The sequence below is a fragment of the Massilia agri genome (genome assembly GCF_024753255.1).
Taxonomy (GTDB): domain Bacteria; phylum Pseudomonadota; class Gammaproteobacteria; order Burkholderiales; family Burkholderiaceae_D; genus Telluria; species Telluria agri.
Genome location: NZ_JANUHA010000003.1, coordinates 1 through 24,853 on the forward strand (window position 1 = coordinate 1; position 24,853 = coordinate 24,853).

Below are 24,853 nucleotides of genomic sequence, written 5' to 3' on the forward strand. Positions count from 1 at the left end.
AAAAAAATAGGTGGTGCCGGTTAGGGCACGGCGGTAGTGGGGCATCGGCGCATGTTATGTCGGCGCCGAAAATGGCAGGTGCGTCAGATCAAAGGTGAGTTGAACGCGCGGTCGGCGGAGCCGACCACCCTACAACAGCGCGTCTCGTCTGGCGGCGGCCAGCTGCTTCATCGCGCCCATCTGGTCGTCCGACAGGGCGCGATACGGGATCGGCAAGGTGCCGCGCTTCAGGATCATCATGAAGCCGCGCGTGTAGCTGCGCACGGCCGTCACGTCTTCCCAGCCGATCAGGGTCACGCCGCCGCTGGTGCGCACGATGCCATGCTGGTCGATGGTGAATTCGTAGGTGCGCCGGCCACGGCCGAGCAGCACGAAATGCGCGGCCGCGCTGAGGGTGCTCTTGAGGCGAAGGTAGAGGCTGGCCGGGAAGCGGATGCGGCGGCGGCGGATCAGGTAGCCGCCGTGCTGCCACATGAAGCTGATGTATTCGCCCAGGGTGTAGCGCACGAAGAAGTGCAGTTCGGACAAGGGAACGGGTGCGGTGGCCGCAAGCGGGGCTCCCGCCGGGGCGGTCCCGACCGGCACGTGCAGCACCTTGTCGTCGTCCTGCTCTTGCACCAGCACGGCGACGGGCTTGTTGCTGTTGACCGGTCTCGGGTGATTAAACGACAACATTGCGCATCCCCTGGTTATTATCCGAGCTCGAATGGGCAATGGTAGCAAAACCTATCCGATTAGTTGTCGCAGGAGTTCAACAGTGCGCAGGGTCGCGCCGCGGTGACGGCCGGCGAAGGCCAGCGCATGAGCGCCCATGGAACCGCGCGCCGCTTCGTCTTCCAGCAGGCGCACGGCGGCGGCCATGAGGGCGTCGGCGTCGGGCACCCGCAGCGCGGCGCCATCGCCCACCGCTTCCTCGGTCGCATCGGCGAAGTTGAAGGTGTGCTCGCCCACCAGCACCGGTTTGCCGAGCGCGCAGGCTTCGATCAGGTTCTGGCCGCCCAGCGGCATCAGGCTGCCGCCGATGAAGGCGCAGTCGCAGGCGGCGTAGTAGGCGAACATCTCGCCCATCGAGTCGCCCAGCAGCACGTCCACGTTGCCCAGGCCGGACTCCAGTCGCGAGCGGCGCTGCACCGTCAGGCCGCGCGACGTGACCAGCTTTTCCACCTCGTCGAAGCGCTGCGGATGGCGCGGCACGATGGCGAGCAAGGCCCCTTGCGGCTTCGCGTCCACCCGCTGCCAGGCGTCGAGGATCAGGGCTTCCTCGCCCTCGCGTGTGCTGGCGCACAGGAAAGTCGGGCGGTTCGCCGCCTGGGCACGCAACCAGGCGCCCTTCTCGAGCGCCGCGGCGGGCGGCACCACGTCGAACTTGATGCTGCCCGTGACCGCCACCTTCGGCGCGCCGAGCGAGCGGATGCGCTGCGCGTCCGCCTCGGTCTGGGCGGCCACCAGCGGGATCGCGGACGCCGCATCCAGCATCAGGGCCCCCATCTTCCGCCCCCGGCGCAGCGAGCGCTCCGACAGGCGTGCGTTCACCAGCGCCACCGGCACGTTTGCGCGCGCGCAGCCGGCAATCAGGTTGGGCCAGACCTCGGTCTCCATCAGGATGCACACGCGCGGCCGGAAGCGCTTCAAGAAGCGCCCCACCATGAAGCCGGTGTCGTAAGGAAGATAGGACTGCACTACGCGCTCGCCATGGTGGCCGAACAGCGACTTGCCGGTAGCGCGGCCGGTCGGGGTCATGTGGGTGAGCAGGATGCGGCTGTCGGGATATTCCTTCAGCAGCGCTTCGACCAGCGGCTCGGCCGCCCGGGTTTCGCCCACCGAAACCGCGTGCACCCAGAGGGTCAGGCGATTCGTTGGCGCGGCATCCGGAAAGCCGAGTCGCTCGGCCCAATGGGCGCGGTAGCCGGGCTCCTTGCGCCCGCGCCACCACAGCCGCACCAGGACCAGCGGCAGCGCCAGGTACCAGGCCAGCGAATAGAGAATCCGCGTCACACCCGCTCCAGCAGGCTGCGCGCCGCGGCGATGACTTCCCCGGCCGAGGGCGGGCTCTTGATGTCGCCGAGGTTGACGATTCGATCGGACCAGTTGCCCTCGGTCTTCCACTTCGGCGAATCGGCATAGATCTCGACGGTGGGGCGGACAAAGGCGGCGGCGATGTGGGTCAGGCCCGTGTCGACGCCGACCGCCAGGCGCGCATGCTGGGCGAGGGACACCGCGTCCATCATCGACAGCCTGGGCAGCACGCGTGCGTTCGGCAACTGGGCCGCCAGCGCCTCCGCCTCGCTCAGTTCCTGCGGCGAGCCCCAGGGCAGCAGCACCGGCATCGGCGCCAGCGCCTGGCCGAGCGCGATCCAGTTCTCGCGCGACCACTTCTTGGCGTCGCGCGCGGTGCCGTGGAAGAAGACGGCATAGTCTTCAGGCGGCAGGAAGGAGGGCCGCGTGGATGCCTGCGGCGCCGGCAGCCCGAAATCGGGCGGATAGTCGACCGCATAGCCGAGCGCCACGCCGGCCACCAGCCTTCCGCGCGCCACCGCGTGGGTGCGCGGGCTCAGGGGAATGCTGTTGGTGTGGAAGATGCGCGAGATGCCTTCGTAGCCGGAGCCTTCGCTGCCGTTGGCCAGGCCCACCTTGCGTCCGCCCTTGCGGGTGCGCGCCGCGCCCATGATGATGCCGGTCTTGAGCAGGCCCTGGGTATCGAACACGACGTCGTATTCTTCCTCGCGCAGGGTCTTGAAGAAGGCCTTGATCTCGGCCCGCGTTTCCGCCTTGCCGAGGCTCTTGCGCCAGCGGCGCAGGGCCCAGGGGATGATCTTCCGTACGTGGGGGTTCAGGCGCACCAGGCTCGTATAGCCCTCTTCCACCACCCAGTCGATGGTGGCGCCGGGATGGTGGCGCAGGATGTCGGCCACCATCGGCAGGTTGTGCAGCACGTCGCCCAGCGACGACACGCGCACCAGCAGGATCTTCAAACGCGCGTCCTCAGAAAGGCAGTTCGGCGTCCGGCTTGGCGGCCAGGATCACCTGCTTGAATTCGCCCTGGATGCGCGCCAGCGCCTCCGGGTTCTCGCCTTCGAAGCGCAGCACCACGACAGGGGTCGTGTTCGAGGAACGCGCCAGGCCGAAGCCGTCCGGGTATTCCACGCGCAGGCCGTCGATCGGGTTGATCTTTTCGGAAGTCGGGAAAGTCGCGTTGGCGCGCAGGCTGTCGATCAGGGCGAAGTTCTCGCCCTCCTTCAGGTGCAGGTGCAGTTCCGGGGTGCTGCTGGCGATCGGCAGGCTGTTCAGGAGCTTCGAGGGATCGGCTTCTTTCGTGAGGATCTCGAGCATGCGCGCGCCGGCATACAGGCCGTCGTCGAAGCCATACCAGCGGTCCTTGAAGAAGATGTGGCCGCTCATCTCGCCGCCCAGGGGCGAACCGGTTTCCTTCAGCTTGGCTTTCACCAGCGAGTGACCGGTCTTCCACATCAGGGGACGGCCGCCCGCTTTCTCGATCCAGGGGGCGAGGTGGCGGGTGCACTTGACGTCGTAGAGGATCTCGGCGCCCGGGTTGCGCGACAGGACGTCGCTGGCGAACAGCATCATCTGGCGGTCCGGGAAGATGATCTGGCCATCCTTGGTGACGATGCCGAGGCGGTCGCCGTCGCCGTCGAAGGCCAGGCCGATCTCGGCGTCGGTGTCCTGCAGGGCCTTGATGAGGTCCTGCAGGTTTTCCGGGTGGGCCGGGTCCGGGTGGTGGTTCGGGAAGTGGCCGTCCACTTCGCAGAACAGCTCGACCACCTCGCAACCCATGCCGCGGAACAAGGCGGGGGCGAAGGCGCCGGCCACGCCGTTGCCGCAGTCGACCGCGATCTTGATCGGGCGGGCGATCTTGACGTCGCCGATGATGCGCTCGAGGTAGGCGGCACGGATATCGTGGGTGCCGTATTCGCCGCGTTTGTCGGCGACCTTGCCGTCGTAGGCGGCGATGCTGTCGTGCAGGGCGGTGATCGCGTCGCCGTAGATCGCCTCGCCCGCCATCACCATCTTGAAGCCGTTGTAGTCCGGCGGGTTGTGGCTGCCGGTGACCATGATGCCCGAGCGGGTGTCGAGCACATTGGTGGCGAAATAGACCATCGGGGTGGCGACCATGCCGAGGTCGATCACGTCGATGCCGGCGTCGCGCAGGCCTTCGCCCAGGGCGGCGGTCAGGCCAGGGCCCGACAGGCGGCCGTCGCGGCCGATCACGACTTTATTCTCTCCCTTCGCCAGTGCGGCGGCGCCGAATGCGCGGCCGATGTGGCGGGCAATGCCCTCGTCGAGCGTCTTGTCGATGACGCCGCGGATGTCATAGGCCTTGAAAATCGTTTTGGAGAGAGCAACCATGGTTTCCTTGGAAAGCTGGGGCGCACAAACAGGCTGTACTGCGGCTATGCAGCCAGTGAGGACAAGGCCTCGGCGCAAATTATTGGATTGACAATTGGAGGAACGACAAAAATGATCGCTATTGTAGCGGCAAGCGGCGTTTCTTGGGAATTGAACGGACCGCGTGCGGGGGCGGTTCAGGCGCTTGCACGGCGCCTGAACGCGGGGGGCGTTTGGAAAAGAATCAGACGCGCAGCTTGTCGAGCGACTTGCCGCCTTCGACCCATTCCTTGACCCACTTCGGCTGGCGGCCGCGGCCGGTCCACTGCTGCGAAGCATTGTCCGGGTGGCGATAACGCACTGCCACCGTATTGCCCTTGGACGAGCTGCCGCGGCCACCGGTGGCCAGCAGGTCCTTGAGGGGCACGCCAACGCTCTGTGCGATCGCCAGGATTTGTTCGCGCGCCTTTTGCACTTCCTGGACTTCGCGCTTCTTCATCTCCTGCTTGATTTGTTCCTGCAGGTTGCGCAAATCACCTACGGACATATTGGACAGATCCATCTTCGTTCCCTCGATAGTTAAGGTTGAAACAGCCAAGGTGAGAAAATCACCAATTGTCGCAATATACTAACATTAATATCCGAATTCTAGTCTTTCCTGTTCCAAAAGAGCCAGCGGGGCGACTTAAATCGAACAATACGCGCATATAACCACAGGTAACTGATTATAAACAACAAACTGAAGAAGATCAGCACACTGGTGTTTTTCCAGAACACCGTCGCAGGAATCACCGCCATCAGCGAAAACAGCCATAAATAAGGCGAGGTGCGCGCGTTCCGTTTCATCAAAGCGCGCGCTTCGCGCGGCCCCACCGTCCATTGCACGATACGCCGGAATATCAAACTATGCAGGTGAATTCCGTCCGGCAGCGCCGGGGATTTACCACGCACGAACATGCGGCGGTAAGCGGAGAATATCGTTTCGAAAGCGGGATAAATCAGCAGCAGCGCGGCATACCATGTGGAGACCTCGGGATTGCGCATCACGAGCAGCAGCGCGAGTTCGCCGAGCATGAAACCGATGAAGTAGGCGCCGCCATCGCCAAGGAAAATCAGGCCCACCGGATAATTCCAGATCAGGAATCCGGCGGTCGCGCCGGCCACCACCATCGCCGTCACCAGCACGAAGGTATCGCCCACCTGCAGCGCCACGTAGGCGAGCGACAGCAGCATGCAAATGCTGACCACGCTGGCCAGGCCGTTGAAGCCGTCGATGATGTTCACCGCATTCGCGATGCCCGCCACCGCCAGCACCGTCAGCGGCAGCACGATCCACACGGGATTCAGCGGCAGCACGCCGCCGGGAAAATCGAGGCGCGCGACTTTCGCATCGAGCAGGTAATACGCGATGAGCGCGGCGACCATGGTGAGGAAGAGCCGGCGCGCCGGCGATACGCGGCCGGTATAGTCTTCGACGATACCGCCTGCCATCGCAATACATCCGCATCCGAGCAAAGGCGCGATCCATGCGCCATAGTGCGCTTCGCGCAATGACGAAATGGCGCCGGTGATCAGGACCGCGAGATAGATCGGCACGCCGCCGATACGCGCGACCGAATGGGAATGGAACTTCTGTACGCCGCCATAATTGTTGTCCAGCGCCGTACCATTGCGCTTCGCATACTTAATCACTAGCAGTGTCAGCAGCGCACAGGATACGAAACTGACGAAAAAGGAGAACATTATTATTCTTTCGGTGCAATTAGGCAGGCCGTTTCCGCGCGGCCCTGCGGAAAACCCGCGGCACTCTTATGGATCGATATGGGTTCATTGTACCGGAATAGATGAGGGGTTCCGGGGACAAAATGGATTGTGTGGAGCAGGCTTCGATTGGATCAAATGCACCCTGCGTCCAGCGGCAAAATCATTTAGTATCGCACCCATGCCACACCGGATAAGAAGAACATGAGAACCTACGCCATCGGCGACCTGCAGGGCTGTGCCCACGAAGCGCGACTCCTGATCGACTGCATTCACGACGATGCACGCCGCCACGGACAAACCCGATCCCGCATCCTGTTCGTCGGTGACCTGATCAACCGCGGTCCCGATTCGCTCACCGCGCTGCGCCGCATGAAGGCGCTCACCGAAGACAATCCCGGCCGCGTCGAAGCCCTGCTCGGCAACCACGACCTGCACCTGATCGCGGTCGCCGTCGGCGCCCAGCGCACCAGCCGCAGCGATACGCTCGACGAGATCCTCGCCGCGCCCGACCGCGACGAATTGATCCAGTGGCTGCGCCATCGCCCGCTGGCGATGTTCGTCGATGCGCACCTGCTGGTGCACGCGGGCGTCGCGCCGCAGTGGGACGCGGCGCAGACGATGCTGCTTGCGCACGAGGTCGAGACCGTGCTGCGCGGCGAAGGCTGGATCGATTTTCTCGGCGCGATGTACGGCAACGAACCGGACCAGTGGGACGACAGCCTGACCGGCATGGCGCGCCTGCGCTGCATCGTCAATGCGCTGACCCGCATGCGCCTGTGCACGCCGGATGGGCGCATGGATTTCCTGCACAAGGAAAGCGAGCGCGGACCGGAAGGCTCGGGGCTGGTGCCGTGGTTCGACCTGCCGCAGCGGCGTACGCAGGACGTCACCGTCGTGTTCGGGCACTGGTCGGCGCTGGGCCTGATCTTGCGGCCGAACCTGGTGGGGCTGGACAGCGGCTGCGTGTGGGGGGGGAAGCTGACGGCGGTGTGCCTGGACGACCGCTCGCTGCTCCAGGTGGATTGTCCGGAGTACCAGGAGCACTCCGGTAAGAAATAACGCTGCCTGCTGGGTTTCGTAGGGTGGACGGCTTCGCCGTCCGCGCGTTCAACTCCCGGATGCGGCGCCACTGCGCATGCACCGGCTGAACGCGCGGACGGGAATTTAGTCCACTGGACTAAATTCCCCCGTCCACCCTACGGTCCGTGGCCGAATGAAGCGTTAACGGTGCAGCTGGCTGAGATCGCGCACCGCGCCGCGGTCGGCCGAGGTGGTCAGGGCCGCATAAGCCTGCAGGGCCTGCGAGACGACGCGCTCGCGCCCCACCGGCTGCCAGGCATCGCGGCCACGCTCTTCCATCTTCGCGCGGCGGTGCGCCAGCTCTTCGAAGCTCACGCGCAGGTTGATCGTGCGCGCGGGGATGTCGATGTCGATCATGTCGCCCTCCTCCACCAGGCCGATCGCGCCGCCCTCGGCCGCTTCCGGCGAGGCGTGGCCGATCACCAGGCCCGACGAGCCGCCCGAGAAGCGCCCGTCCGTGAACAGCGCGCAGGCCTTGCCGAGGCCCTTGGACTTGATGTACGAGGTCGGATACAGCATCTCCTGCATGCCCGGCCCGCCCTTCGGACCTTCGTAGCGGATGATGACGACGTCGCCGGCGTGAACCGTGTCGCCCAGGATCGCTTCCACCGCCGCGTCCTGGCTCTCGAATACGCGCGCCTTGCCGGAGAAGGTCAGGATGCTCTCGTCCACCCCGGCCGTCTTGACGATGCAGCCCTTCTCGGCGATGTTCCCGTACAGGACCGCCAGCCCCCCGTCCTGCGAATAGGCGTGCTCGCGGTCGCGGATGCAGCCCGTGGAGCGGTCCAGGTCGTTCTCGTCGTAACGCTCGGACTGGGAAAAGGCCACCTGGGTCGGCACGCCGCCCGGCGCCGCGCGGAACAGCTGGTGCACGGCCTGGTCATCGCTGCGCTTGATGTCGTACTTCTCGATCGCTTCCCCCACGGTCGGGCTGTGGACGGTCGGGAGCGACGTGTCCAGCAGGCCGGCGCGCGCCAGCTCGCCCAGGATCGAGACGATGCCGCCGGCGCGGTGCACGTCCTCGATGTGGTACTTGTCCGTCATCGGCGCGACCTTGCACAGGCAGGGCACCTTGCGCGAGATGCGGTCGATGTCGGCCATGGTGAATTCCACCTGGGCCTCATGGGCGGCCGCCAGCAGGTGCAGCACGGTGTTGGTCGAGCCGCCCATCGACACGTCCAGCGCCATCGCGTTTTCAAATGCCGCCTTGGTCGCGATCGAACGCGGCAGCACGGAGTAATCGTCGCCTTCGTAGTGTCGCTTGGCCAGCTCGACGATCAGGCGGCCGGCGCGCAGGAAGAGTTCCTTGCGGTCGGCGTGGGTGGCGACGATCGTCCCGTTCCCCGGCAGCGACAGGCCGAGCGCCTCGGTCAGGCAGTTCATCGAGTTCGCCGTGAACATGCCCGAGCAGGAGCCGCAGGTCGGACAGGCCGAGCGTTCCACTTCCGCCACGTCGGCATCCGACACGCTGCTGTCGCCGGCCTTGATCATGGCGTCGATCAGGTCGAGCTTGATCACCTTGCGGGTGTTATCGACCACCTTGACCACCTTGCCCGCCTCCATCGGGCCGCCCGAGACGAACACCACCGGAATGTTCAGGCGCATCGCGGCCATCAGCATGCCCGGGGTGATCTTGTCGCAGTTCGAGATGCAGACCATGGCGTCCGCGCAGTGGGCGTTGACCATGTACTCGACCGAGTCCGCGATCAGGTCGCGCGAGGGCAGCGAATACAGCATGCCGCCGTGGCCCATGGCGATGCCGTCGTCGACCGCGATCGTGTTGAATTCCTTGGCCACGCCGCCGCTGGCCTCGATTTCGCGCGCGACCAGCTGGCCCAGGTCCTTCAGGTGCACGTGGCCGGGCACGAACTGGGTGAAGGAATTGACGACGGCGATGATCGGTTTCTCGAAGTCGCCGTCCTTCATCCCGGTGGCGCGCCACAGGGCGCGGGCGCCGGCCATGTTGCGGCCCTGGGTGGTGGTGCGGGAACGGTAGGTAGGCATGGAAATCTCCTCAGGAATGCGGGCGAAGCAAAACCCCAGCGTGCCAAGCCGGCGGTGATTTGTCCAATATATGATTTATTGCTCTGTGATTCTTTTTATGAATCAGACCGGAGCGCCTGTGCCACCGCAGTATGCGCCTGTTCCGCCAGCTCGCGGCGATGGGCGCCGGTAGCAATGATGGGCGGCAGGGCCAGCAGGCGCGCGCGCACCGGCGGGCCTTCGAGGATGGCGAACATGCTGTCGACAAAATTCGTGTCGCCGACGTAGTCGACCGAAGGGTGATAGCGGCCGCCGGCGTCCAGGTAGGACAGCGCACAGGGCTGCACCGCCACCTTCGCATCGATGGCGGCTTCGAACAGATTGGCGTGGAAGGGCAGCACCTCGCCCTGGATCGATGTCGTCCCTTCCGGGAAGAAGGCGACCCGCTGGCCCTGTTCGAGCACAGCGACCAGGCCCTTGAAGATGTGGCGCAGCTCGCGGCGGTTGCCGCGCGCGATGAAGACGGTGCCGGCGCCGGCCGCCAGCCAGCCCAGCACCGGCCAGGCGCGGATCTCGGCCTTGGCCACGAATCGGCAGGGATGCAGGGCGTTGATGACGAAGATGTCGAGCCAGGAGACGTGGTTGGCGACGATCAGCGCGTGTTCCAATACCGGCGCGCCTTCGGCCTGCTCGACCGTGACGCGGCAGATGCCCAGGAGTTTACCCGACCAGCGCCGCGTCAGGCGCTCGCGCATGCCTCCTGACGCGAGCGGAAACACCAGTGCGCAGGTCGCCAGGCCCGCCACCAGGTGGACCATGACGCGCACGAGGCGCAGAGCGAGCCGGATCTTCACGGGATGGATGAAACGGGCGGCCGCAGCCGCCCTGCACGATCAGCGCTGGAACGCCACGCGGCCGCGCACGACGGTCGCGCGCACCTGCCCCGCCAGCTCGTAGCCAAGGAAGGGCGTGTGCTTGCCCTGGCTGGCCAGCGCACGGCGCTCGACCTTCCAGCGTGCGTCCGGGTCGAACAGCACCACATCCGCCGCCGCGCCGACGGCCAGCGTACCGGCCGGCAGCCCGGCGATGCCGGCCGCGCTCGATGTCACCTTGGCCAGCGCACGCGGCAGCGCGTCGCTGCCGCGCTCGTCCTCGGTCCACTTCAGCACCAGAGACAGCAGCAGCTCCAGGCCGGTCGCGCCAGGCGAAGCTTCGGCGAAGGGCAGCAGCTTCTCGTCGTCGTCCACCGGGGTGTGGTCCGAGCAGATGGCGTCGATGGTGCCGTCCAGCAGGCTTGCGCGGATCGCGTCGCGGTCGCGCTGGCTGCGCAGCGGCGGGTTGAAGCGGGCGTTGGAGTCGAAGAAGCCGATGTCGGCGTCGGTCAGGTGCAGGTGGTGGGCGCCGACGTCGCAGGTGACCGGCAGGCCTTCCTTCTTGGCTGCGGCGACCAGGGCCAGGCCGGCGGCGGAAGAAATGCGGCACAGGTGCACGCGCGCGCCGCTGGCGCGCATCAGCTCGAAGATGGTGTGCAGGGCGATGGTCTCGGCCATCACCGGCACGCCCGACAGCCCCAGGCGCGAGGCCAGCGGGCCGCTGTGGGCCACGCCGCCGCGGCCGATGTGGGCGTCCTGGGGACGCAGCCAGACCGTGTAGCCGAAGGTTTTCGCGTACTGCATGGCGCGCAGCAGCACGGTGGTGTCGAGGATCGGTTCCTCGGCCTGCGAAAAGCCGATGCAGCCCGCTTCGGTGAGTTCGGCCATCTCGGTCAGGGACTGGCCCTTCAGGCCCATGGTGAGCGCGCCCAGCGGGTGCACATTGGCCCCGTCCAGGATGCGCGCGCGGTGCTTGAGCATCTCGACCAGGCCCGGCTCGTCCAGCACCGGGTCGGTGTCGGGCGGGCACACCAGGGTAGTCACGCCGCCCTGCACCGCCGCCTGCATTTCCGATTCCAGCGTCGCCTTGTATTCGTAGCCCGGCTCGCGCAGGCGCGCCGAGAGGTCGACCAGACCCGGCGCGACCACCAGGCCGGTGGCGTCGATGACAGTGTCGGCCACGAAGCCGCTCGGCGCCGCGCCAAACGCGGCGATCAGTCCGTCGGCGATGAAGAGGTCAGTAACTTGATCGATGCCGTTCGCCGGGTCGATGACACGCCCGTTCTTGATATGTAGTTTCATCCGTGCGAGTTTCACGCCCTGCCTCCTGCCAAAATGCTCATCACCGCCATGCGTACCGCGATACCGAAGGTCACCTGCGGCAGGATCACCGCCTGGCTGCCGTCGGCCACCGCCGAGTCGATCTCGACACCACGATTCATCGGGCCCGGGTGCATCACGATCGCGTCCGGCTTGGCCAGCGCGAGGCGTTCCGGGGTCAGGCCGTAGCTCTTGAAGTATTCCTGCGCCGAAGGCAGCAGCGCTCCGCTCATGCGTTCGTTCTGCAGGCGCAGCATGATGATGACGTCGACGTCTTTCAGGCCTTCATCCATGTTGGTGAAGGTGCGCACGCCCATCTGCTCCAGACCGCCCGGCAGCAGCGTATGCGGGCCGATGGCGCGCACTTCCGGCACGCCGAGCGTGGTCAGCGCGTGGATGTCCGAACGCGCCACGCGGCTGTGCAGGATGTCGCCGACGATGGCCACGCGCAGGTTCGTGAAATCCTGCTTGTAGTGGCGGATCGTGTACATGTCGAGCAGGCCCTGGGTCGGGTGGGCGTGGCGGCCATCGCCGGCGTTCACGACGTGCACGTGCGACTGGTTCGTCTCGATCAGGTGCTTGGCGATCAGGTAGGGCGCGCCCGACTGCGAGTGGCGCACCACGAACATGTCGGCGTGCATGGCCGACAGGTTGTCGATGGTGTCCAGCAGCGATTCGCCCTTGCTGGCCGAGGAGGCCTGGATGTTCAGGTTGATAACGTCGGCCGACAGGCGCTTGGCCGCGATCTCGAAGGTGGTGCGGGTGCGCGTGCTGTTCTCGAAGAAGAGATTGAACACGCTCTTGCCGCGCATGAGCGGCACCTTCTTGACCTCGCGGTCCGAGATGGAGACGAAACTCGATGCGGTGTCGAGGATGTGGTTCAGGATGGACTTCGGCAGGCCCTCGATCGAGAGCAGGTGCTGCAGCTCGCCGTTCTTGTTCAGTTGCGGGTTAAGAAAGATCTTGGACATGTTCAGAAGAATCGGCTTCAATGGTCAGCGAGAGTTGGCCGGCCTCGTCGCGCTGCAGGCAGAGCGACTGGTTCGGCGCGAGGGTAGCACGGGTGCCGACGTAGTCGGCCGCCACCGGCAGCTCGCGTCCGCCGCGGTCGGCCAGGGCCGCCAGTCGGATGCAGGCCGGGCGGCCGTAGTCGAACAGCACATTGATCGCGGCGCGCACGGTGCGGCCGGTCTGCAGCACGTCGTCCACCAGCACCACGGTCGCGCCATCGACCGGGAAGCGGATGTGGGTCGGCTTCACGTCCGGGTGCAGGCCCTTCTTGGCGTAGTCGTCGCGGTAGAAGGAGACGTCGATGGAACCCAGGCGGTTGGTCAGGTCGAGGTCTTTCGCCAGCCGTTCGGCCAGCCAGGCGCCGCCCGAGTGGATGCCGACGATGGCAGCGTCGGGCACCCCATCCAGGCCCGCACGGACCTGGCCCAGCAGCTCGCGGTACAGCGCCTCCGCGTCATACGCTTGATTAGATGTTGGCATTGGAGTCAAAGTATTGTTGCAAAATGATGGCGGCCGCCTTGGCGTCGATGATCTCGCCGCGTTTTTGCGGAATGACGGCGGACGAGTAGCGCTCGTCGACGAGTTCGACGGGCAGGTTGAAGCGGCCGTGGAGCTGGTTGGCGAAGCGCCGGCTGCGCATTGTCATGTCGTGCTCGGCGCCGTCGGGGTGGCGCGGCTCGCCCACGACGAGGCGGGCCGGCTTCCATTCATTGATGAGGTCGCCGATGACCTGGAAACGGGTGGCGTTGTCGACCGCCCGGATGACCGTGAGAGGTTGCGCCTGCCCGGTGAGGGTGTTGCCCATGGCAATGCCGATGCGCTTCACCCCGAAGTCGAAGCCAAGAACGATGTCGACCATCAGGGATGAGACCCTTTACGCATGGCCGGCTTCGGTAGTTAACATGAGCGGGTCGATTCCCAGCAGTTTGATGGCGGCCGTATAACGTTCTTCGATCGGCAGGTCGAACAGCACTTTCGCGTCGGCGCCCACCGTCAGCCAGCCGTTGCGCGAGAGTTCCTCCTCGAGCTGGCCGGGGCTCCAGCCGGCATAGCCGATCGAGACCAGCATGCGGGCCGGGCCGGCGCCGCTGGCGACGGCTTCCAGCACGTCGATCGAGGTGGTGAAGGCCACGTCGTCGGTGACGGTCAGCGAGGACGAGTAGCGTCCGCTCGGTGTATGCAGCACGAAGCCGCGGTCGTCCTGGACCGGGCCGCCGAACATGATCGGCTGGTCGGTGACCGAGGAACGCAGGCCGGGCGCCAGCTTCAGATCGACGCGGTCGAACAGCACATCCATCGTCATGTCGGTCGGCTTGTTGATGACCACGCCGAGCACGCCCTTCTCGTTGTGCTCGCAGACATAGACGACGGTGCCGCCGAAGATCGGGTCCTGGATCGACGGCATCGCGATCAGGAAATGGTTGGCGAGATTCAGTCCGGAAGAAGCGGGGCCGATCTTACCGAGCGTCTGTTCAGCTTCCGGTGGCATGCCGGGCTTCGGTAGAGTGTTGCCAACTTTGCTTTTCTTCATACGCTTACTCTCACATGGGCTCACTCTGGTTTATCGACAGCGCTGGATCGACAAGGTCTGTGACCGGGTGGTGTCCACAAAACAACAACACGCTTTTCGATAGTTTACACTGAATTGGCTGAACGGCCACTCAAGCGCCTCTTTTGGCTACCCTCCGCTACCTGCCACGCGCCCCGCTACTGTCCCGCCCCCTTGCTTCTTCGGTACCGCTAGGAAGAATCCTACCCTGTATTATCGGCCGCCACCTTGACCCCGCACACGATGATGAATATGAGCAACTCCCTGGTCTGGTTTCGGCGCGACCTGCGCGCATTCGACCATGCAGCCCTGCACCGGGCTTTGACCGCATCCAATCGTGTGCACTGCGTTTTCGTGTATGACAGCGGCATTCTCGATCCGCTGCCCCGTGACGACCGGCGCGTGCGCTTCATCCACGCGAGCATTGCCAGTCTCGATGCCGAGCTGCGCCGGCTCGGCGGTCATTTGATCGTGCGGCAGGGCCGCCCTCTTGAAGTGGTTCCCGCACTGGCCGCCGAGCTCGGCGTCGAAGCGGTGTTGGTATGTGCCGATTATGAACCCGAGGCGGTCGAACGTGACGCACAAATGGCGGAGCGCCTCGCGGCTGACGGTAGGAAATTTCTGAGTCTGAAGGACCAGGTCGTCTTCGAAAAAGACGAGGTGTTGACCTTGGCAAAGGGACCGTTCTCGGTATTCACGCCCTACAAGAACGCCTGGCTCAAGCGCCTGGCCAGCATGCCGGAAACCCTGGCAAGCTACCCGGTCGACCAGTACGCCCACAACTTCGCGCCGCCGCCCCTGGATGCGCCCGCCCTGCCCTCGCTGGAAGAGATCGGTTTCGCGCCGGGCGAGCCGCCGCTGCCCGCCGGGATGGAAGGCGCCGAGGCGATGTTCGAGGATTTCGTGCGGCGCATCGCCGACTACGGCCGCGCGCGCGATTTCCCCGCGCAGGACGGCACCTCGCGCCTGTCCGTCCACCTGCGCTTCGGCACCACCTCGATCCGCCACCTGGTGCGCACGGCCCGGCAAATGATGGAGAACGGCGCCGGCGGCACGGGCGCCTCGGTCTGGCTGTCGGAACTCATCTGGCGCGAGTTCTACGCGATGATCCTGGCGCGCCATCCGCACGTCGTGCACCAATCGTTCAAGCCGGCCTTCGATGCGATCGAATGGGAAAGCGGGATGGATGCCGACGAACTGTTCGCCGCCTGGTGCGAGGGACGCACCGGCTACCCCCTGGTCGACGCGGCCATGGCGCAGCTGAACCGGACCGGTTTCATGCACAACCGCCTGCGCATGGTGACGGCCAGCTTTCTCACCAAGGACCTCGGCATCGACTGGCGCCGCGGCGAACGCTATTTCGCCCTCAAGCTGAACGACTACGAACTGGCCTCGAACAACGGCGGCTGGCAGTGGGCGGCGTCCACCGGCTGCGACGCCCAGCCCTGGTTCAGGATCTTCAATCCCGTCTCGCAGTCGCAGCGCTTCGATGCGCATGGAGAGTTCATCCGGGAGTGGGTGCCGGCCTTGGCGTCCTTGAGCGCGAAGGAAATCCATGCGCCCTGGCTGGTGGCGCAGGATGTGCTGGCGGATAAAGGCGTGGTGCTGGGGAGGGATTATCCCTTCCCCCTGGTCGAGCACGGTGCGGCGCGCAAGCGGACCCTGGAACGCTTCGCGGTGGTGAAAAAGGCGGCGCCCTGAGCGCCGCCCCACATCAAGCCCGGTTCCGGTCCAGCAGGCTTTCGATCGCCGCCAGCAGAACAGGCTCCTGGTAGGGCTTGCCGAAGTAGGCATTCACCCCCAGGCCGAGCGCGTAGTTGCGGTGCTTGTCCGCCGTGCGCGAGGTGATCATGATGATCGGGATACCCTTCGTGGCCTCGTTCTCGCGCACCTCGCGGGTCAGGTCGAAGCCGTCCATGCGCGGCATCTCGATATCGACCAGCATCAGGTCGGGCTGGACCTGCTCGATCTGCTCGAGGGCGTCGATGCCGTCCTTGGCCAGCATCACGCCATAGCCTTCGCGTTCCAGCAGGCGCTGGGTCACGCGGCGCACGGTGATCGAATCGTCGACCACCATGATGGTCGCGCGCCTTGCCTGCTCGCTGGTGTCGGGCACAGGCGCACCTGGCGCCGCCGGCCGCCCGGCCAGCACCACCGGGTCGAGGATCAGCACGATCTCGCCGGTGCCGAGCACGGTGGCGCCGGCGATGCCCGGCACGCGGGCCAGTTGCGGGCCGATGTTCTTGACCACGACTTCACGGTTGCCCAGCACCTCGTCCACGCGCAGGGCGATGCGCCCGCTCGCGCCGTGCACCACCAGCACCGGGCTCAGTTTCTGCGGGGCGCCGCCGTTGGAGGCAGGCTCGCCCAGCAGCGCGTCGAGCGCGTGCAGGGCATGCGGCTGTCCCGACACCGCGATCGTGCCGGCCGCCTGGGCGGCAAGCAGATCGGTATCGCGCACCTGCAGCACCTGCTCGACCAGGGTCGAGGGCAGCGCATGGGTGCGGCCACCGGCGGCCACCAGCACCACCTGCGCGACCGCCAGGGTCAGCGGCAGGTGGATCGAGAAGCGCGTGCCCTTGCCCGGCTCGGTCTCGACCGCCACGCGGCCGCCCAGCGCATGGGCTTCGGACCGCACCACGTCCATGCCGACGCCGCGTCCGGCCAGTTCGGTCAGCGTGTCGGCGGTCGAGAAGCCCGGTTCGAAAATCAGTTCGGCCGCTTCATGGTCGGAGATGACGGCGTCCTGCGCGACCAGGCCCAGCGCCCGCGCCTTGGCGCGGATGCGCTCCAGGTCCAGGCCGGCGCCATCGTCGCTGAACCCGATCGCAACCTCGTTGCCATGCTGGGCGACCTGCACCAGCACTTCGCCCGTCTCCGGCTTGCCGGCGCCGGCGCGGCTGGCCCTCGCCTCGATGCCGTGCACGATGGCATTGCGCAGCAGGTGTTCGAACGGCGCGGCCATCTGCTCCAGCACGCTGCGGTCGATCTCGACCGCGCCACCGCGGATGTCGAGGTTGACGCGTTTGTCGGTTTCCTTGGCGGTCTGGCGCGCCACGCGGAACAGGCGCTCCGACAGGCTCGCGAACGGGACCATGCGCACGCGCATCAGGTCGCGCTGCAGGTCGCGCGTCATGCGCTGCTGGGCCGCCAGGTCTTCTTGCGCGCTGTCCACCGTGCGCGACAGGCTCTCATGGAAGGCTTCCACGTCGTTGACGCTCTCGGCCATCATGCGCGTCAGTTCCTGCAGGCGGGTGAAGCGGTCGAACTCGAGCGGATCGAATTTCGCCTCGCCTGCGATCGACAGGGTGGATGCGATCTGCGATTCGGCCTGCATCTCGATCTCGCGCATCTGGCGGCGCAGGCGGTCGAGGTTGTCCGAGAAATCGGACAGCGCGCCCTTGAGCGAGCCGACCTGGTTCTCCAGGCGCGAGCGGGTGATCGACACCTCGCCCGCCTGGTTCACCACGCGGTCGAGGATGTCGGCGCGCACGCGCACCAGCGGCGCACGCGCGCCCGGCTGTTCGACGGGTAGTGGCGCGGGCTCCGCGGCGGCAGGCGCCTGCGTCGCCGGTTGCTGCAGCTGTTCGAAGAGCAGCAGGGCCTGGTCGTAGTTGGCCAGCAGTTCGTCAAACGCCGCCGGGGTGGTCGTCCCGGCGTGCATCATGTTCTCGATCTGGGTTTCCAGCTCGTGGGTGTGCTGGCCGAGGCGCATCGCGCCGGCCATGCGGGCGCTGCCCTTGACCGTGTGCAGGGCGCGCTGCAGGCCCTGGGCGACGGCGTGGTCCTGCGGGTTCTGCTGCCACTGGCGCAGGCCGTTGCCGATCTGCGGGAACAGGTCGGCGCCCTCTTCCAGGAAGACCGGCAGCAGGTCGGGGTCGAGTTCGTCCGCAAACACCGGGGTGACGGGCAGCGCGCCGTCGTCCTGGCTTGGTGCGGGCGCCGGCACCGGTTCCGGCAGCGGCTGCAGCTCGATCTCGGGTTCCGCTTCCGGCTCGGTGTCCGGCGCGGGCTCGGGCGCGGGCGCGACGGCATCGGGCACGGCCTCGTCGAGTACCGCTTCGCCCAGCACCGCCTCATCCGGCGTGACTGCGACAAAAGCCGTTTCTTCGTCGGCCGGCGCAGCCTGCAGCAGCGGCGGCGCGGCGAAGGGGTCTTCGAGGAAGGTGTCGAACAGCGCGTCGATCTCGCTGACCGCTTCAGCCTTCTCTTCCTCTTCGCGCACCGCCGTCGGCACGGGCGCCGGCGGCGGCGCGGCCATCAGTTCGTCGTAGGCGGTGGCGAACAGCGCGTCGAGCCTGGCCGCCAGCGCCGGGTCGGCTTCGCCGTAGACGCTGGCCGCCTGCTGGCTGGCCAGGCGCTCGAGCAGGGTCTCGAGCTGCTTGACGAGATCCGGCTGGCCTGGCGCCAGTTCGCCCAGCGAGAACACCTGCAGCATGGTGCGCGCGCGCGCCAGGGTGGCGTCGAGCAGCTCGCGGCCAGCATCTTCCAGCTCGGGTCCCGGCGCCGCCAGTTTTTCCAGCACCGCTTCCAGGGCGTGGGCAACGTCGCGCAAGGCCGTGAAGCCGACCGTGGACGAGGTCCCGGCCAGCGTGTGCGCGGCCTTGACCGCATCCTCGGTGGCGCGGCGATCCGGTTCAGCGCGCCAGGCATCGAAATCCTGCTCCAGCAGCGTCACCAGCGCCTCGGTCTCGTCGAGGTAGATCGTGTAAAGGGCAAGCGGAATCTCGAGCTCGCCCACGCGCCGGGTTCCGGGGGCTTCTTCCTCTACTACGGGTGGTGCGGCTTCGGGTTCGCCGCCTGCCAATACGCGGCCGGCCGCCGCGACCAGGGCCTCGCTGTCGCGCTGCGAAACGCCCTGCGCGGCCAGCTCGTCGACCCAGCTCGAGAGCTGGGCATGCGCCTCGCGCAGCAGGGCGAGCAAGGCCGGGGTGGCGCTGCGCGCCTCCGACAGCCACAAATTCATGGCCTTCTCGACCGCGGCCGCGCCTTCGGCGAAGCGCTCCAGGTTCACCATGCGGCTGCTGCCCTTCAGGGTGTGGAAGGAGCGGCGCAGCAGGGTCAAGGTTTCCTGGTTGTCCGGATTGGCTTGCGCCTGCGGCAGGGTCTCGCCCACGAAGCCCAGCACTTCCTGCGCTTCGAGGATGAAGATCTCGAGCAGCTCGGATTCGATCGTCGCTTCCTCGGCCGCGGCTTCCGGCGGCTGTTCCTGCACGGGAGCAGCTTCGGACGCCGCCTCGACGGCCTCGACGAATTCGAAGGGCAGCTCGCGCAACAGGCGTTTTTCAGGGTCGAAGGTGAAGCGGCCCTTGGCCGACTCGCTGTTCTGGGCCAGCAGGTCGGTGAAGAAGCCGAGCGCGCCGATGTTCTGCGCGATGTTGTGCAGCACGGCCGATTGGGTGTCTACCGCCCCGTCGCTCTGGGCAAGGGTGCGGACTTCGCCCGCCACGTGGCGCGCCGCCAGCACCGCCTGGTCCTGGTCGAGGATGGCCAGCGCTCCCTGCAGCTGGTGCAGCACCGGCTCGGCCTGCACCAGCGCCTCGCGCTTGCCCGGGTTGTCGTAATAGTCGTCGAGGAGCTTCTCGACCTGGCGCAGGCCGGCCTTGATCTCGCCCGCCAGCACGGCAACCGTCTGTCCCTGCTGGATCTGGCGCGCCAGTTCGCCCTGCCACTGCGGCGCATCCGGCGGCGTTTCGCCGGCGGCCAGGGCCAAGAGGCGCGCGCCGACCGCTTCCGCATTCTCGGAGAAATCCTCGGGCAGTTGGCGCAGCTGGTCCAGGCCGTTCTCGACGAACAACATGGCGGTGGCCATCTCCAGGCCAAAATCGTCGCTGCGGCCCGCCGCGATGGCATCCTGGGCGGCGCGGCCCAGTTCGCGCAGCAGCTGCGCCAGGGCCGGCGCGCCCAGCTTTTCGCTGGCGCCGGCCAGGCGCGAAAGCTGCTCGTTGAAATCTTCCTTGACCTCGCCTTCGCTCGCCCCTTCGGTGGCGATGCGGTCCCAGTCCGACTTGGTGCGGGCCAGCGCGTCGCGCGCCTCCTGCAGCGCTTCCTGGTCGATGCGGCCGTAGCGGCGCGCCGCGTAGTCATGCGGCACCAGGCCGTCGAGGCCGCAGGCCGCGCGCAGGCGCTGGGCGTCCTCGTTCGGCTGGGCGGCTGCCGCGACGAAGAAGAGCGCGTCGCGCAGCATCGCATCGGGCGTGCCGCCCTGCCCTTGCGACAGGCGGCGCAGCTGCAGGTTGACCTGGCCGAGCAGCTGTTTCACATACAGGTCGCTCTCGACCTGGCCATCGGCGACCACGCCGGCGAAGGCGTGGATGGCGCTCCAGAACAGGCGGGCCCTCGGTTCCGTCTGGCTTGCGGCGACGGGTTGAACGGCATCGCGCATGCCGGCCGCGTGCCGGGCCTCCCCGCTCTTCAGGTAGGGCAGCAGCGACTTCTCGAAGCGCGCGCGGCAGGCCGCGATGTCGGGCTGGGTGCTGCTCGACGGCACGTGGAATTCGACGCCCTGGCCCAGGCTCGCCGGCAGCAGGTCGGAGGGATGGATGCGTTCGACGCCGAGCTTGTCCTGCACATCGCGATAATACGGGAACAGGCGCGCCGGCTGCTGGGGGCTGCCTGCCAGCAGTTCGTCGAGGTATTCGACCAGGGCCTGGTAGGCGTCCTGCACCACCTTCACGGTGTCCGGGGTGCAGGGCAACTGGCCATCCTTGAAGCGGTCGATCAGCTTCTCGGCCGCCCCGCCCAGCACGTTCACGCCCTCGACGTCGACCATCTGCAGGGCGCCATGGGCCTGGTGCAGGTGGGTCTTGGCGTGCAGCAGCAGGGTCGGCTGGGCCTCCTGGCTGCGGCTGGCCGCGTCGCGCAGCGCCGTGCCCGAGCGCCCGAGGGCGTCGCGGATCTCGCCGATCACCCACGACAGCGGTCCGGTATCGAAAGCGGGCAGGCGGGAGGATGGCTTGGTCATTGGGCTCGTAATCGTCTATTCAGGCCGCGACGCGGAAGCGCGACACGGAATCTTTCAGCTCCTGCGCCAGGAGCGCCAGTTCGCGGATCGACTGCGCCGTCTGGCGCGTGCCGCCCTGGGTCTGCTCGGTCACCGACAGGATATGCTGCATATTATGGGCCACGCCGTTGGCGGACGTCGCCTGCTGCTCTGCCGCCAGCGAAATGCCCTGGATCAGCTCCGCCAGGCGGTTCGACACGCGCGAGATGTCCGAGAGGGCTGCGCCGGCCGCATCGGACAGGCGGGCGCCCTCGACCACGCCCTGGGTCGACTTCTCCATTGCCGCCACCGCGTCGTGGGTATCGGCCTGGATGGTGCGCACCAGCGCGCCGATCTGCTTGGCCGATTCCGCCGAGCGTTCCGCCAGGCGCTGCACCTCTTCCGCCACCACCGAGAAGCCGCGCCCTGCCTCGCCCGCCGACGCGGCCTGGATCGCGGCGTTCAGCGCCAGCACATTGGTCTGTTCGGTGATGTCCGAGATCAGGTCGGTGATCTCGCCGATCTCCTGCGAGGATTCGCCCAGGCGCTTGATGCGCTTCGAGGTTTCCTGGATCTGTTCGCGGATCTCGTTCATGCCGAGGATCGCGTTCTGCACGGCCTGCGCGCCCTGCTCCGCCGCCGCCACCGACTGGCGCGCCACGTCGGCCGATTCGGTCGCCGAACGCGACACATCGGAAATCTGGGTCGCCATCTGCAGGATGGTGCTCGATGCGTCCTGGATCTCGCGCGACTGCGCATCGGCCGCGCCCAGCAGCTCGGTCGACACCGCCTGGGCGCCGCCCGATGCCAGGGTCACCTGCTCGGCGGTCTTGATCACGCGCTGCACCAGCGCGCGCAGTTCCTCGACCGTGTAGTTGACCGAGTCGGCGATCGCGCCGGTGATGTCTTCCGAGACGGTGGCGTGCACGGTCAGGTCGCCGTCCGCCACTTCCTGCAGTTCGTTCATCAGGCGCAGGATCGCCGCCTGGTTCTGGTCGTTAGTTGCCTTGGCCTCTTCTTCCTTGGCCTGGGCCAGCTGGCGCATCGCCTCGGCTTCGCGGCGGCGGGCTTCGGCGCCGCGGGTGCGGTTGCGCGAGTCCTGCAGCATCACGCGGCTGAGCGAGCCACCCATGAGCAGGGTGAACACCGAGGCGCCCACCAGCACCCAGAACCAGTTGCTGCGGACAGTCAGTTCGTTGCGGTATTCGGTCTGGATCTGGGACAGGGTCGAACGCAGGCCTTCGTTGTCGCGCGAAATCACCTGCTCGGCGCTGCGGGCGGCGGCGAAGTTGGTGAGGTTGGTCGAGAGCGGCGCCAGCCCTTCGTGCCAGGCCTTCCACAGGGTGCGCGCGGCGCCCAGGCGCTCGCGCAGGTCGATGTCGGCCACCTGGGCCGCGCTGCTTTCCAGCAGGGCGCCCAGCTCGGCGCTGTCGCGGGCGACGGCCTTGGCGGTCTCGCGGTGGGCGGCGCCGGGGGCGGAGAAGGCGTGGGCCGTCGCCGGCAGGCGCTCGGCGATGGCGGCCAGGCGGTCTCCCAGCGCGGCGTCGCGCGGCGTGCCGGCGCGCAGGCGGTCGGCCAGGTTCTGCAGCTCCGGCGCGAGCGCGTCCAGCCGGTCGACGCTGGCGCCGAAGCCCACCAGGTGGCGCTTGTTGCCGACGATGGTGGTGGCGGCCGCGTTCGAGGCCGACCAGCCCGAGCGCGCTTTCGCGATCAGGCCGGCCAGGCCGTCGGACGCGGGCGGAATGGTCAGGTTGTTCGACTGGCCGCCGCGCGCCAGCAGCGTGAGCAGGCGTCCGAGTTCCGCGCGGCTGTCGTCCAGCTCGGCAAAGGCGGATGCTTCGCCGCTCAGGGCGATCGGCGCGGCCTTGGCCACGCGCTGCGAGTGCGTCAGCGCATCCGCGGCCAGCTGGCCCTGGTTCGACACCACGTCGGTGCGCGCCGCGTTCTGCCACATCGACGTCACGGTCAGCAGGATGCCGGCCACGAAGGCCACCAGCACCAGGCGCAGCTGGCGCGCCAGCGGCATGTGGCCGATGAGGGGCAGGCGCAGGTTTTCATCCTCGTCGGCCACGATCTGCGGCTTGCGATGGCGCATATTGCCGAGCCGGCGCGCGGCGGCTTCGGCCGAGCCGTGCGCCTGGCCGCCGGCGGACGGGCCCGGGCCGAACTGCGTGTCGGGCGCGGACAGGATGGTGTCCTCGTCCGCGTCTTCCTTCGAGAATACGTTCATGCTGAGTTTCGAGGCGAATCCCATACCGGCTCCCTAGTCCTGCTGTCGTTATTGGTGTTCTGGTGTTTGTGTCACATCGAGGAAACGAGGCTCGCGCACCAGGGCAGCGAGCGACAGCGGCGTCCAGCGCTGGCCTTCGGCATCGACCAGGGCGTCGTCGTCGCGCGTCATGGCGCCGGCCTGGCGCAGGCCGTAGACGCGGTCGGCCAGCAGCGCGCAATTGACGCCCAGCGCGGGGGCGAAGGTGATCATGCGCACCGACGGCCCGGCGGGCGGCGTGCCCTCTTCGCCGAGGTAGCGCGCCAGGTCGATCACGCCGACGAGCGTGCCGCGCACATTCGCCAGGCCCAGGTACCAGGGCACGGTCAGGGGCACGCGCGCGGGAGGCACGGGGGAGACGATCTCGCCCGCTTCCAGCAGGTCGAGCAGGTAGCGGTTCGACCCTACCTGCAGGCCGAGCTGCTGGATCGGCGCGCCGCTGCCGCTCTTGGCGGCCTGCATGCGCTCGAGGAGCTGTTCCTGGTATTCGCGCAGTCGGGCGCGGCGCGCGGCGCCATCCGGCCGTGCCTGGACGTCGCTCATGCCGCCGCGGCCGGCGCTTGCGCGTCGAGGGTGGCGATGGCGTCCAGCAGCAGCGCCGGGTCGACCGGCTTGATCAGGTAGTCGCGCGCGCCCTGGCGCATGCCCCAGATGCGGTCGGTTTCCTGGTTCTTGCTGCTGCAGATGATGACCGGGATGCCGGAGAGTTCCGGGTCGCGCGCGATCGCGCGGGTCACCTGGAAGCCGTTCGCGCCGGGCATGACCACGTCCATCAGGATCAGTTGGGGGCGCTCGGCGCGGATCTTGTCGATCGCCTCTTCGCCGTTGACGGCGGTGCTGACGGCGAAGCCGGCGCGCACCAGGATGTCGGTGAGATAAAAACGCTCGGTGGGGGAATCGTCGACGATCAGGATCTTGTGTATGGCCACGTTGGGCTCCGGTGTTCTATATTGAATATGCGGGGTCAGGCCTTGCCGGCGGTGTGCTCGCGCACCGCGGCCAGCAGGCTGTCCTTGGAAAACGGTTTGGTGAGATAGGCCGAGGCGCCGACCATGGCGCCGCGCGCACGGTCGAACAGGCCATCCTTGGACGACAGCATCAGCACCGGCGTCGCGTGGAAACGCGCGCTCTTCTTGATCAGGGCACAGGTCTGGTAACCGTCCAGGCGCGGCATCAGGATGTCGCAGAACACCAGCGCGGGGTGGTGGTCGTTGATCTTGGCGAGCGCGTCGAAGCCGTCGTCGGCCAGCACCACCTGGTAACCTGCTTGCGTCAGGAAGATTTCGGCGGAACGGCGGATCGTGCTGCTGTCGTCGATCACCATGATGGTCAGGCCCGTCGGTTGCGGCGATATCGTCATTTTCGTTTCACTTCAGCATGAAGCGCCACGATAGCACAGGGGATTTCCCTTGTGCGGAAAGTGTTGCAACACGTCAACTTTTCAGTAATAACTTGCAAACTGACGTGCTGCGAAGGCAACTTACTTGCCTGATTTGATTGCCTTTTAAATAGCAGTCATCTCGAAATCGTCCTTGCGGGCGCCGCATTCCGGGCAGGTCCAGTTCATCGGGACGTCAGCCCAGCGGGTGCCGGGGGCGATGCCGTCGTCCGGCGCGCCGGCGGCCTCGTCGTAGACCCAGCCGCAAATCAGGCACATCCAGGTCTGGAATGGGGCTGAG

At 66.9% G+C, this 24,853-nt stretch carries 21 protein-coding genes; 2 read left to right on the top strand and 19 right to left on the bottom strand.

Going from position 1 to position 24,853, the window contains the following annotated elements; genetic code table 11:
* Positions 1-129: 129 nt before the first annotated feature.
* The 6 genes from NX780_RS05025 to NX780_RS05050 form a co-directional block, all read right to left on the bottom strand.
* The gene (locus NX780_RS05025) at positions 130-675 is read right to left on the bottom strand and encodes a YcxB family protein (RefSeq protein ID WP_258826763.1); all 546 of its coding nucleotides are present in this window, start codon (positions 673-675) and stop codon (positions 130-132) included.
* 51 nt (positions 676-726) lie between these two features.
* A complete protein-coding gene (gene waaA / locus NX780_RS05030; RefSeq protein ID WP_258826764.1) occupies positions 727-1,995 on the bottom strand; it encodes a lipid IV(A) 3-deoxy-D-manno-octulosonic acid transferase in 1,269 nt (422 codons plus the stop codon).
* The gene (gene waaC / locus NX780_RS05035; protein WP_258826765.1) at positions 1,992-2,972 is read right to left on the bottom strand and encodes a lipopolysaccharide heptosyltransferase I; all 981 of its coding nucleotides are present in this window, start codon (positions 2,970-2,972) and stop codon (positions 1,992-1,994) included. Before waaC ends, waaA begins: the two co-directional genes overlap by 4 nt.
* A gap of 10 nt (positions 2,973-2,982) precedes the next feature.
* On the bottom strand, positions 2,983-4,365 hold the full coding sequence (locus NX780_RS05040) for a phosphomannomutase/phosphoglucomutase (protein ID WP_258826766.1): 1,383 nt from the start codon (positions 4,363-4,365) through the stop codon (positions 2,983-2,985).
* A gap of 223 nt (positions 4,366-4,588) precedes the next feature.
* Positions 4,589-4,906: an H-NS histone family protein gene (locus NX780_RS05045; RefSeq protein ID WP_258826767.1), complete on the bottom strand. Its 318-nt coding sequence runs from the start codon at positions 4,904-4,906 to the stop codon at positions 4,589-4,591.
* 86 nt (positions 4,907-4,992) lie between these two features.
* Entirely contained in the window at positions 4,993-6,087 is a 1,095-nt protein-coding gene (locus NX780_RS05050) for a glycosyltransferase family 4 protein (protein ID WP_258826768.1), read from the bottom strand.
* 222 nt (positions 6,088-6,309) lie between these two features.
* Here NX780_RS05050 and NX780_RS05055 point away from each other — a divergent pair, with 222 nt between their 5' ends.
* Positions 6,310-7,167, top strand: a complete 858-nt coding sequence (locus NX780_RS05055; RefSeq protein WP_258826769.1) for a symmetrical bis(5'-nucleosyl)-tetraphosphatase — start codon at positions 6,310-6,312, stop codon at positions 7,165-7,167.
* 162 nt (positions 7,168-7,329) lie between these two features.
* Here the strand turns inward: NX780_RS05055 and ilvD are convergent, their stop codons facing one another.
* The 7 genes from ilvD to NX780_RS05090 all read right to left on the bottom strand — a co-directional run bounded on the left by ilvD (position 7,330) and on the right by NX780_RS05090 (position 13,863).
* The gene (ilvD, locus tag NX780_RS05060; protein ID WP_258826770.1) at positions 7,330-9,192 is read right to left on the bottom strand and encodes a dihydroxy-acid dehydratase; all 1,863 of its coding nucleotides are present in this window, start codon (positions 9,190-9,192) and stop codon (positions 7,330-7,332) included.
* Between the two features lie 95 nt (positions 9,193-9,287).
* On the bottom strand, positions 9,288-10,025 hold the full coding sequence (locus tag NX780_RS05065) for a lysophospholipid acyltransferase family protein (RefSeq protein WP_258826771.1): 738 nt from the start codon (positions 10,023-10,025) through the stop codon (positions 9,288-9,290).
* Between the two features lie 39 nt (positions 10,026-10,064).
* A complete protein-coding gene (locus NX780_RS05070) occupies positions 10,065-11,345 on the bottom strand; it encodes a dihydroorotase (RefSeq protein ID WP_258826772.1) in 1,281 nt (426 codons plus the stop codon).
* Between the two features lie 11 nt (positions 11,346-11,356).
* Positions 11,357-12,334 carry an aspartate carbamoyltransferase catalytic subunit gene (locus NX780_RS05075; protein WP_258826773.1) on the bottom strand — a complete coding sequence of 326 codons (978 nt, stop codon included), beginning with the start codon at positions 12,332-12,334 and terminating at the stop codon, positions 11,357-11,359.
* Positions 12,315-12,854 carry a bifunctional pyr operon transcriptional regulator/uracil phosphoribosyltransferase PyrR gene (gene pyrR, locus NX780_RS05080; protein ID WP_258826774.1) on the bottom strand — a complete coding sequence of 180 codons (540 nt, stop codon included), beginning with the start codon at positions 12,852-12,854 and terminating at the stop codon, positions 12,315-12,317. Before pyrR ends, NX780_RS05075 begins: the two co-directional genes overlap by 20 nt.
* Positions 12,841-13,233, bottom strand: a complete 393-nt coding sequence (gene ruvX, locus NX780_RS05085; RefSeq protein WP_258826775.1) for a Holliday junction resolvase RuvX — start codon at positions 13,231-13,233, stop codon at positions 12,841-12,843. The genes pyrR and ruvX overlap by 14 nt, the downstream gene beginning before the upstream one ends.
* Positions 13,234-13,248: 15 nt before the next feature.
* On the bottom strand, positions 13,249-13,863 hold the full coding sequence (locus tag NX780_RS05090) for a YqgE/AlgH family protein (RefSeq protein ID WP_258826776.1): 615 nt from the start codon (positions 13,861-13,863) through the stop codon (positions 13,249-13,251).
* Between the two features lie 306 nt (positions 13,864-14,169).
* On the opposite strand from NX780_RS05090, the gene NX780_RS05095 reads away from it, so the two are divergent.
* Positions 14,170-15,624 (top strand): cryptochrome/photolyase family protein, encoded by a 1,455-nt coding sequence (locus NX780_RS05095; RefSeq protein WP_258827133.1) that lies wholly within the window; start codon positions 14,170-14,172, stop codon positions 15,622-15,624.
* Between the two features lie 13 nt (positions 15,625-15,637).
* Here NX780_RS05095 and NX780_RS05100 read toward each other — a convergent pair whose 3' ends face one another.
* From NX780_RS05100 to NX780_RS05125, 6 genes are all read right to left on the bottom strand, one after another.
* Positions 15,638-20,887: a hybrid sensor histidine kinase/response regulator gene (locus NX780_RS05100; RefSeq protein WP_258826777.1), complete on the bottom strand. Its 5,250-nt coding sequence runs from the start codon at positions 20,885-20,887 to the stop codon at positions 15,638-15,640.
* A gap of 19 nt (positions 20,888-20,906) precedes the next feature.
* Positions 20,907-23,135: a methyl-accepting chemotaxis protein gene (locus NX780_RS05105; protein WP_258826778.1), complete on the bottom strand. Its 2,229-nt coding sequence runs from the start codon at positions 23,133-23,135 to the stop codon at positions 20,907-20,909.
* 48 nt (positions 23,136-23,183) lie between these two features.
* Positions 23,184-23,717: a chemotaxis protein CheW gene (locus NX780_RS05110; RefSeq protein WP_258826779.1), complete on the bottom strand. Its 534-nt coding sequence runs from the start codon at positions 23,715-23,717 to the stop codon at positions 23,184-23,186.
* Positions 23,714-24,103, bottom strand: coding sequence for a response regulator (locus tag NX780_RS05115; RefSeq protein ID WP_370663579.1), 390 nt, complete (start codon positions 24,101-24,103; stop codon positions 23,714-23,716). Before NX780_RS05115 ends, NX780_RS05110 begins: the two co-directional genes overlap by 4 nt.
* A gap of 35 nt (positions 24,104-24,138) precedes the next feature.
* Positions 24,139-24,534 (bottom strand): response regulator, encoded by a 396-nt coding sequence (locus NX780_RS05120; protein WP_258826780.1) that lies wholly within the window; start codon positions 24,532-24,534, stop codon positions 24,139-24,141.
* 144 nt (positions 24,535-24,678) lie between these two features.
* Positions 24,679-24,831 carry a rubredoxin gene (locus tag NX780_RS05125; protein ID WP_029755924.1) on the bottom strand — a complete coding sequence of 51 codons (153 nt, stop codon included), beginning with the start codon at positions 24,829-24,831 and terminating at the stop codon, positions 24,679-24,681.
* Positions 24,832-24,853: the final 22 nt, after the last annotated feature.

What these genes read in the sequence shown, in the direction of transcription:
- NX780_RS05025 (WP_258826763.1), bottom strand. Translation starts at nt 675, where the DNA reads ATGTTGTCGTTTAATCACCCGAGACCGGTCAACAGCAACAAGCCCGTC.
- NX780_RS05040 (WP_258826766.1), bottom strand. Translation starts at nt 4,365, where the DNA reads ATGGTTGCTCTCTCCAAAACGATTTTCAAGGCCTATGACATCCGCGGC.
- NX780_RS05045 (WP_258826767.1), bottom strand. Translation starts at nt 4,906, where the DNA reads ATGGATCTGTCCAATATGTCCGTAGGTGATTTGCGCAACCTGCAGGAA.
- NX780_RS05050 (WP_258826768.1), bottom strand. Translation starts at nt 6,087, where the DNA reads ATGTTCTCCTTTTTCGTCAGTTTCGTATCCTGTGCGCTGCTGACACTG.
- NX780_RS05055 (WP_258826769.1), top strand. Translation starts at nt 6,310, where the DNA reads ATGAGAACCTACGCCATCGGCGACCTGCAGGGCTGTGCCCACGAAGCG.
- ilvD (WP_258826770.1), bottom strand. Translation starts at nt 9,192, where the DNA reads ATGCCTACCTACCGTTCCCGCACCACCACCCAGGGCCGCAACATGGCC.
- NX780_RS05070 (WP_258826772.1), bottom strand. Translation starts at nt 11,345, where the DNA reads ATGAAACTACATATCAAGAACGGGCGTGTCATCGACCCGGCGAACGGC.
- NX780_RS05075 (WP_258826773.1), bottom strand. Translation starts at nt 12,334, where the DNA reads ATGTCCAAGATCTTTCTTAACCCGCAACTGAACAAGAACGGCGAGCTG.
- pyrR (WP_258826774.1), bottom strand. Translation starts at nt 12,854, where the DNA reads ATGCCAACATCTAATCAAGCGTATGACGCGGAGGCGCTGTACCGCGAG.
- ruvX (WP_258826775.1), bottom strand. Translation starts at nt 13,233, where the DNA reads ATGGTCGACATCGTTCTTGGCTTCGACTTCGGGGTGAAGCGCATCGGC.
- NX780_RS05090 (WP_258826776.1), bottom strand. Translation starts at nt 13,863, where the DNA reads ATGCCACCGGAAGCTGAACAGACGCTCGGTAAGATCGGCCCCGCTTCT.
- NX780_RS05095 (WP_258827133.1), top strand. Translation starts at nt 14,170, where the DNA reads ATGAATATGAGCAACTCCCTGGTCTGGTTTCGGCGCGACCTGCGCGCA.
- NX780_RS05100 (WP_258826777.1), bottom strand. Translation starts at nt 20,887, where the DNA reads ATGACCAAGCCATCCTCCCGCCTGCCCGCTTTCGATACCGGACCGCTG.
- NX780_RS05105 (WP_258826778.1), bottom strand. Translation starts at nt 23,135, where the DNA reads ATGAACGTATTCTCGAAGGAAGACGCGGACGAGGACACCATCCTGTCC.
- NX780_RS05110 (WP_258826779.1), bottom strand. Translation starts at nt 23,717, where the DNA reads ATGAGCGACGTCCAGGCACGGCCGGATGGCGCCGCGCGCCGCGCCCGA.
- NX780_RS05120 (WP_258826780.1), bottom strand. Translation starts at nt 24,534, where the DNA reads ATGACGATATCGCCGCAACCGACGGGCCTGACCATCATGGTGATCGAC.
- NX780_RS05125 (WP_029755924.1), bottom strand. Translation starts at nt 24,831, where the DNA reads ATGTGCCTGATTTGCGGCTGGGTCTACGACGAGGCCGCCGGCGCGCCG.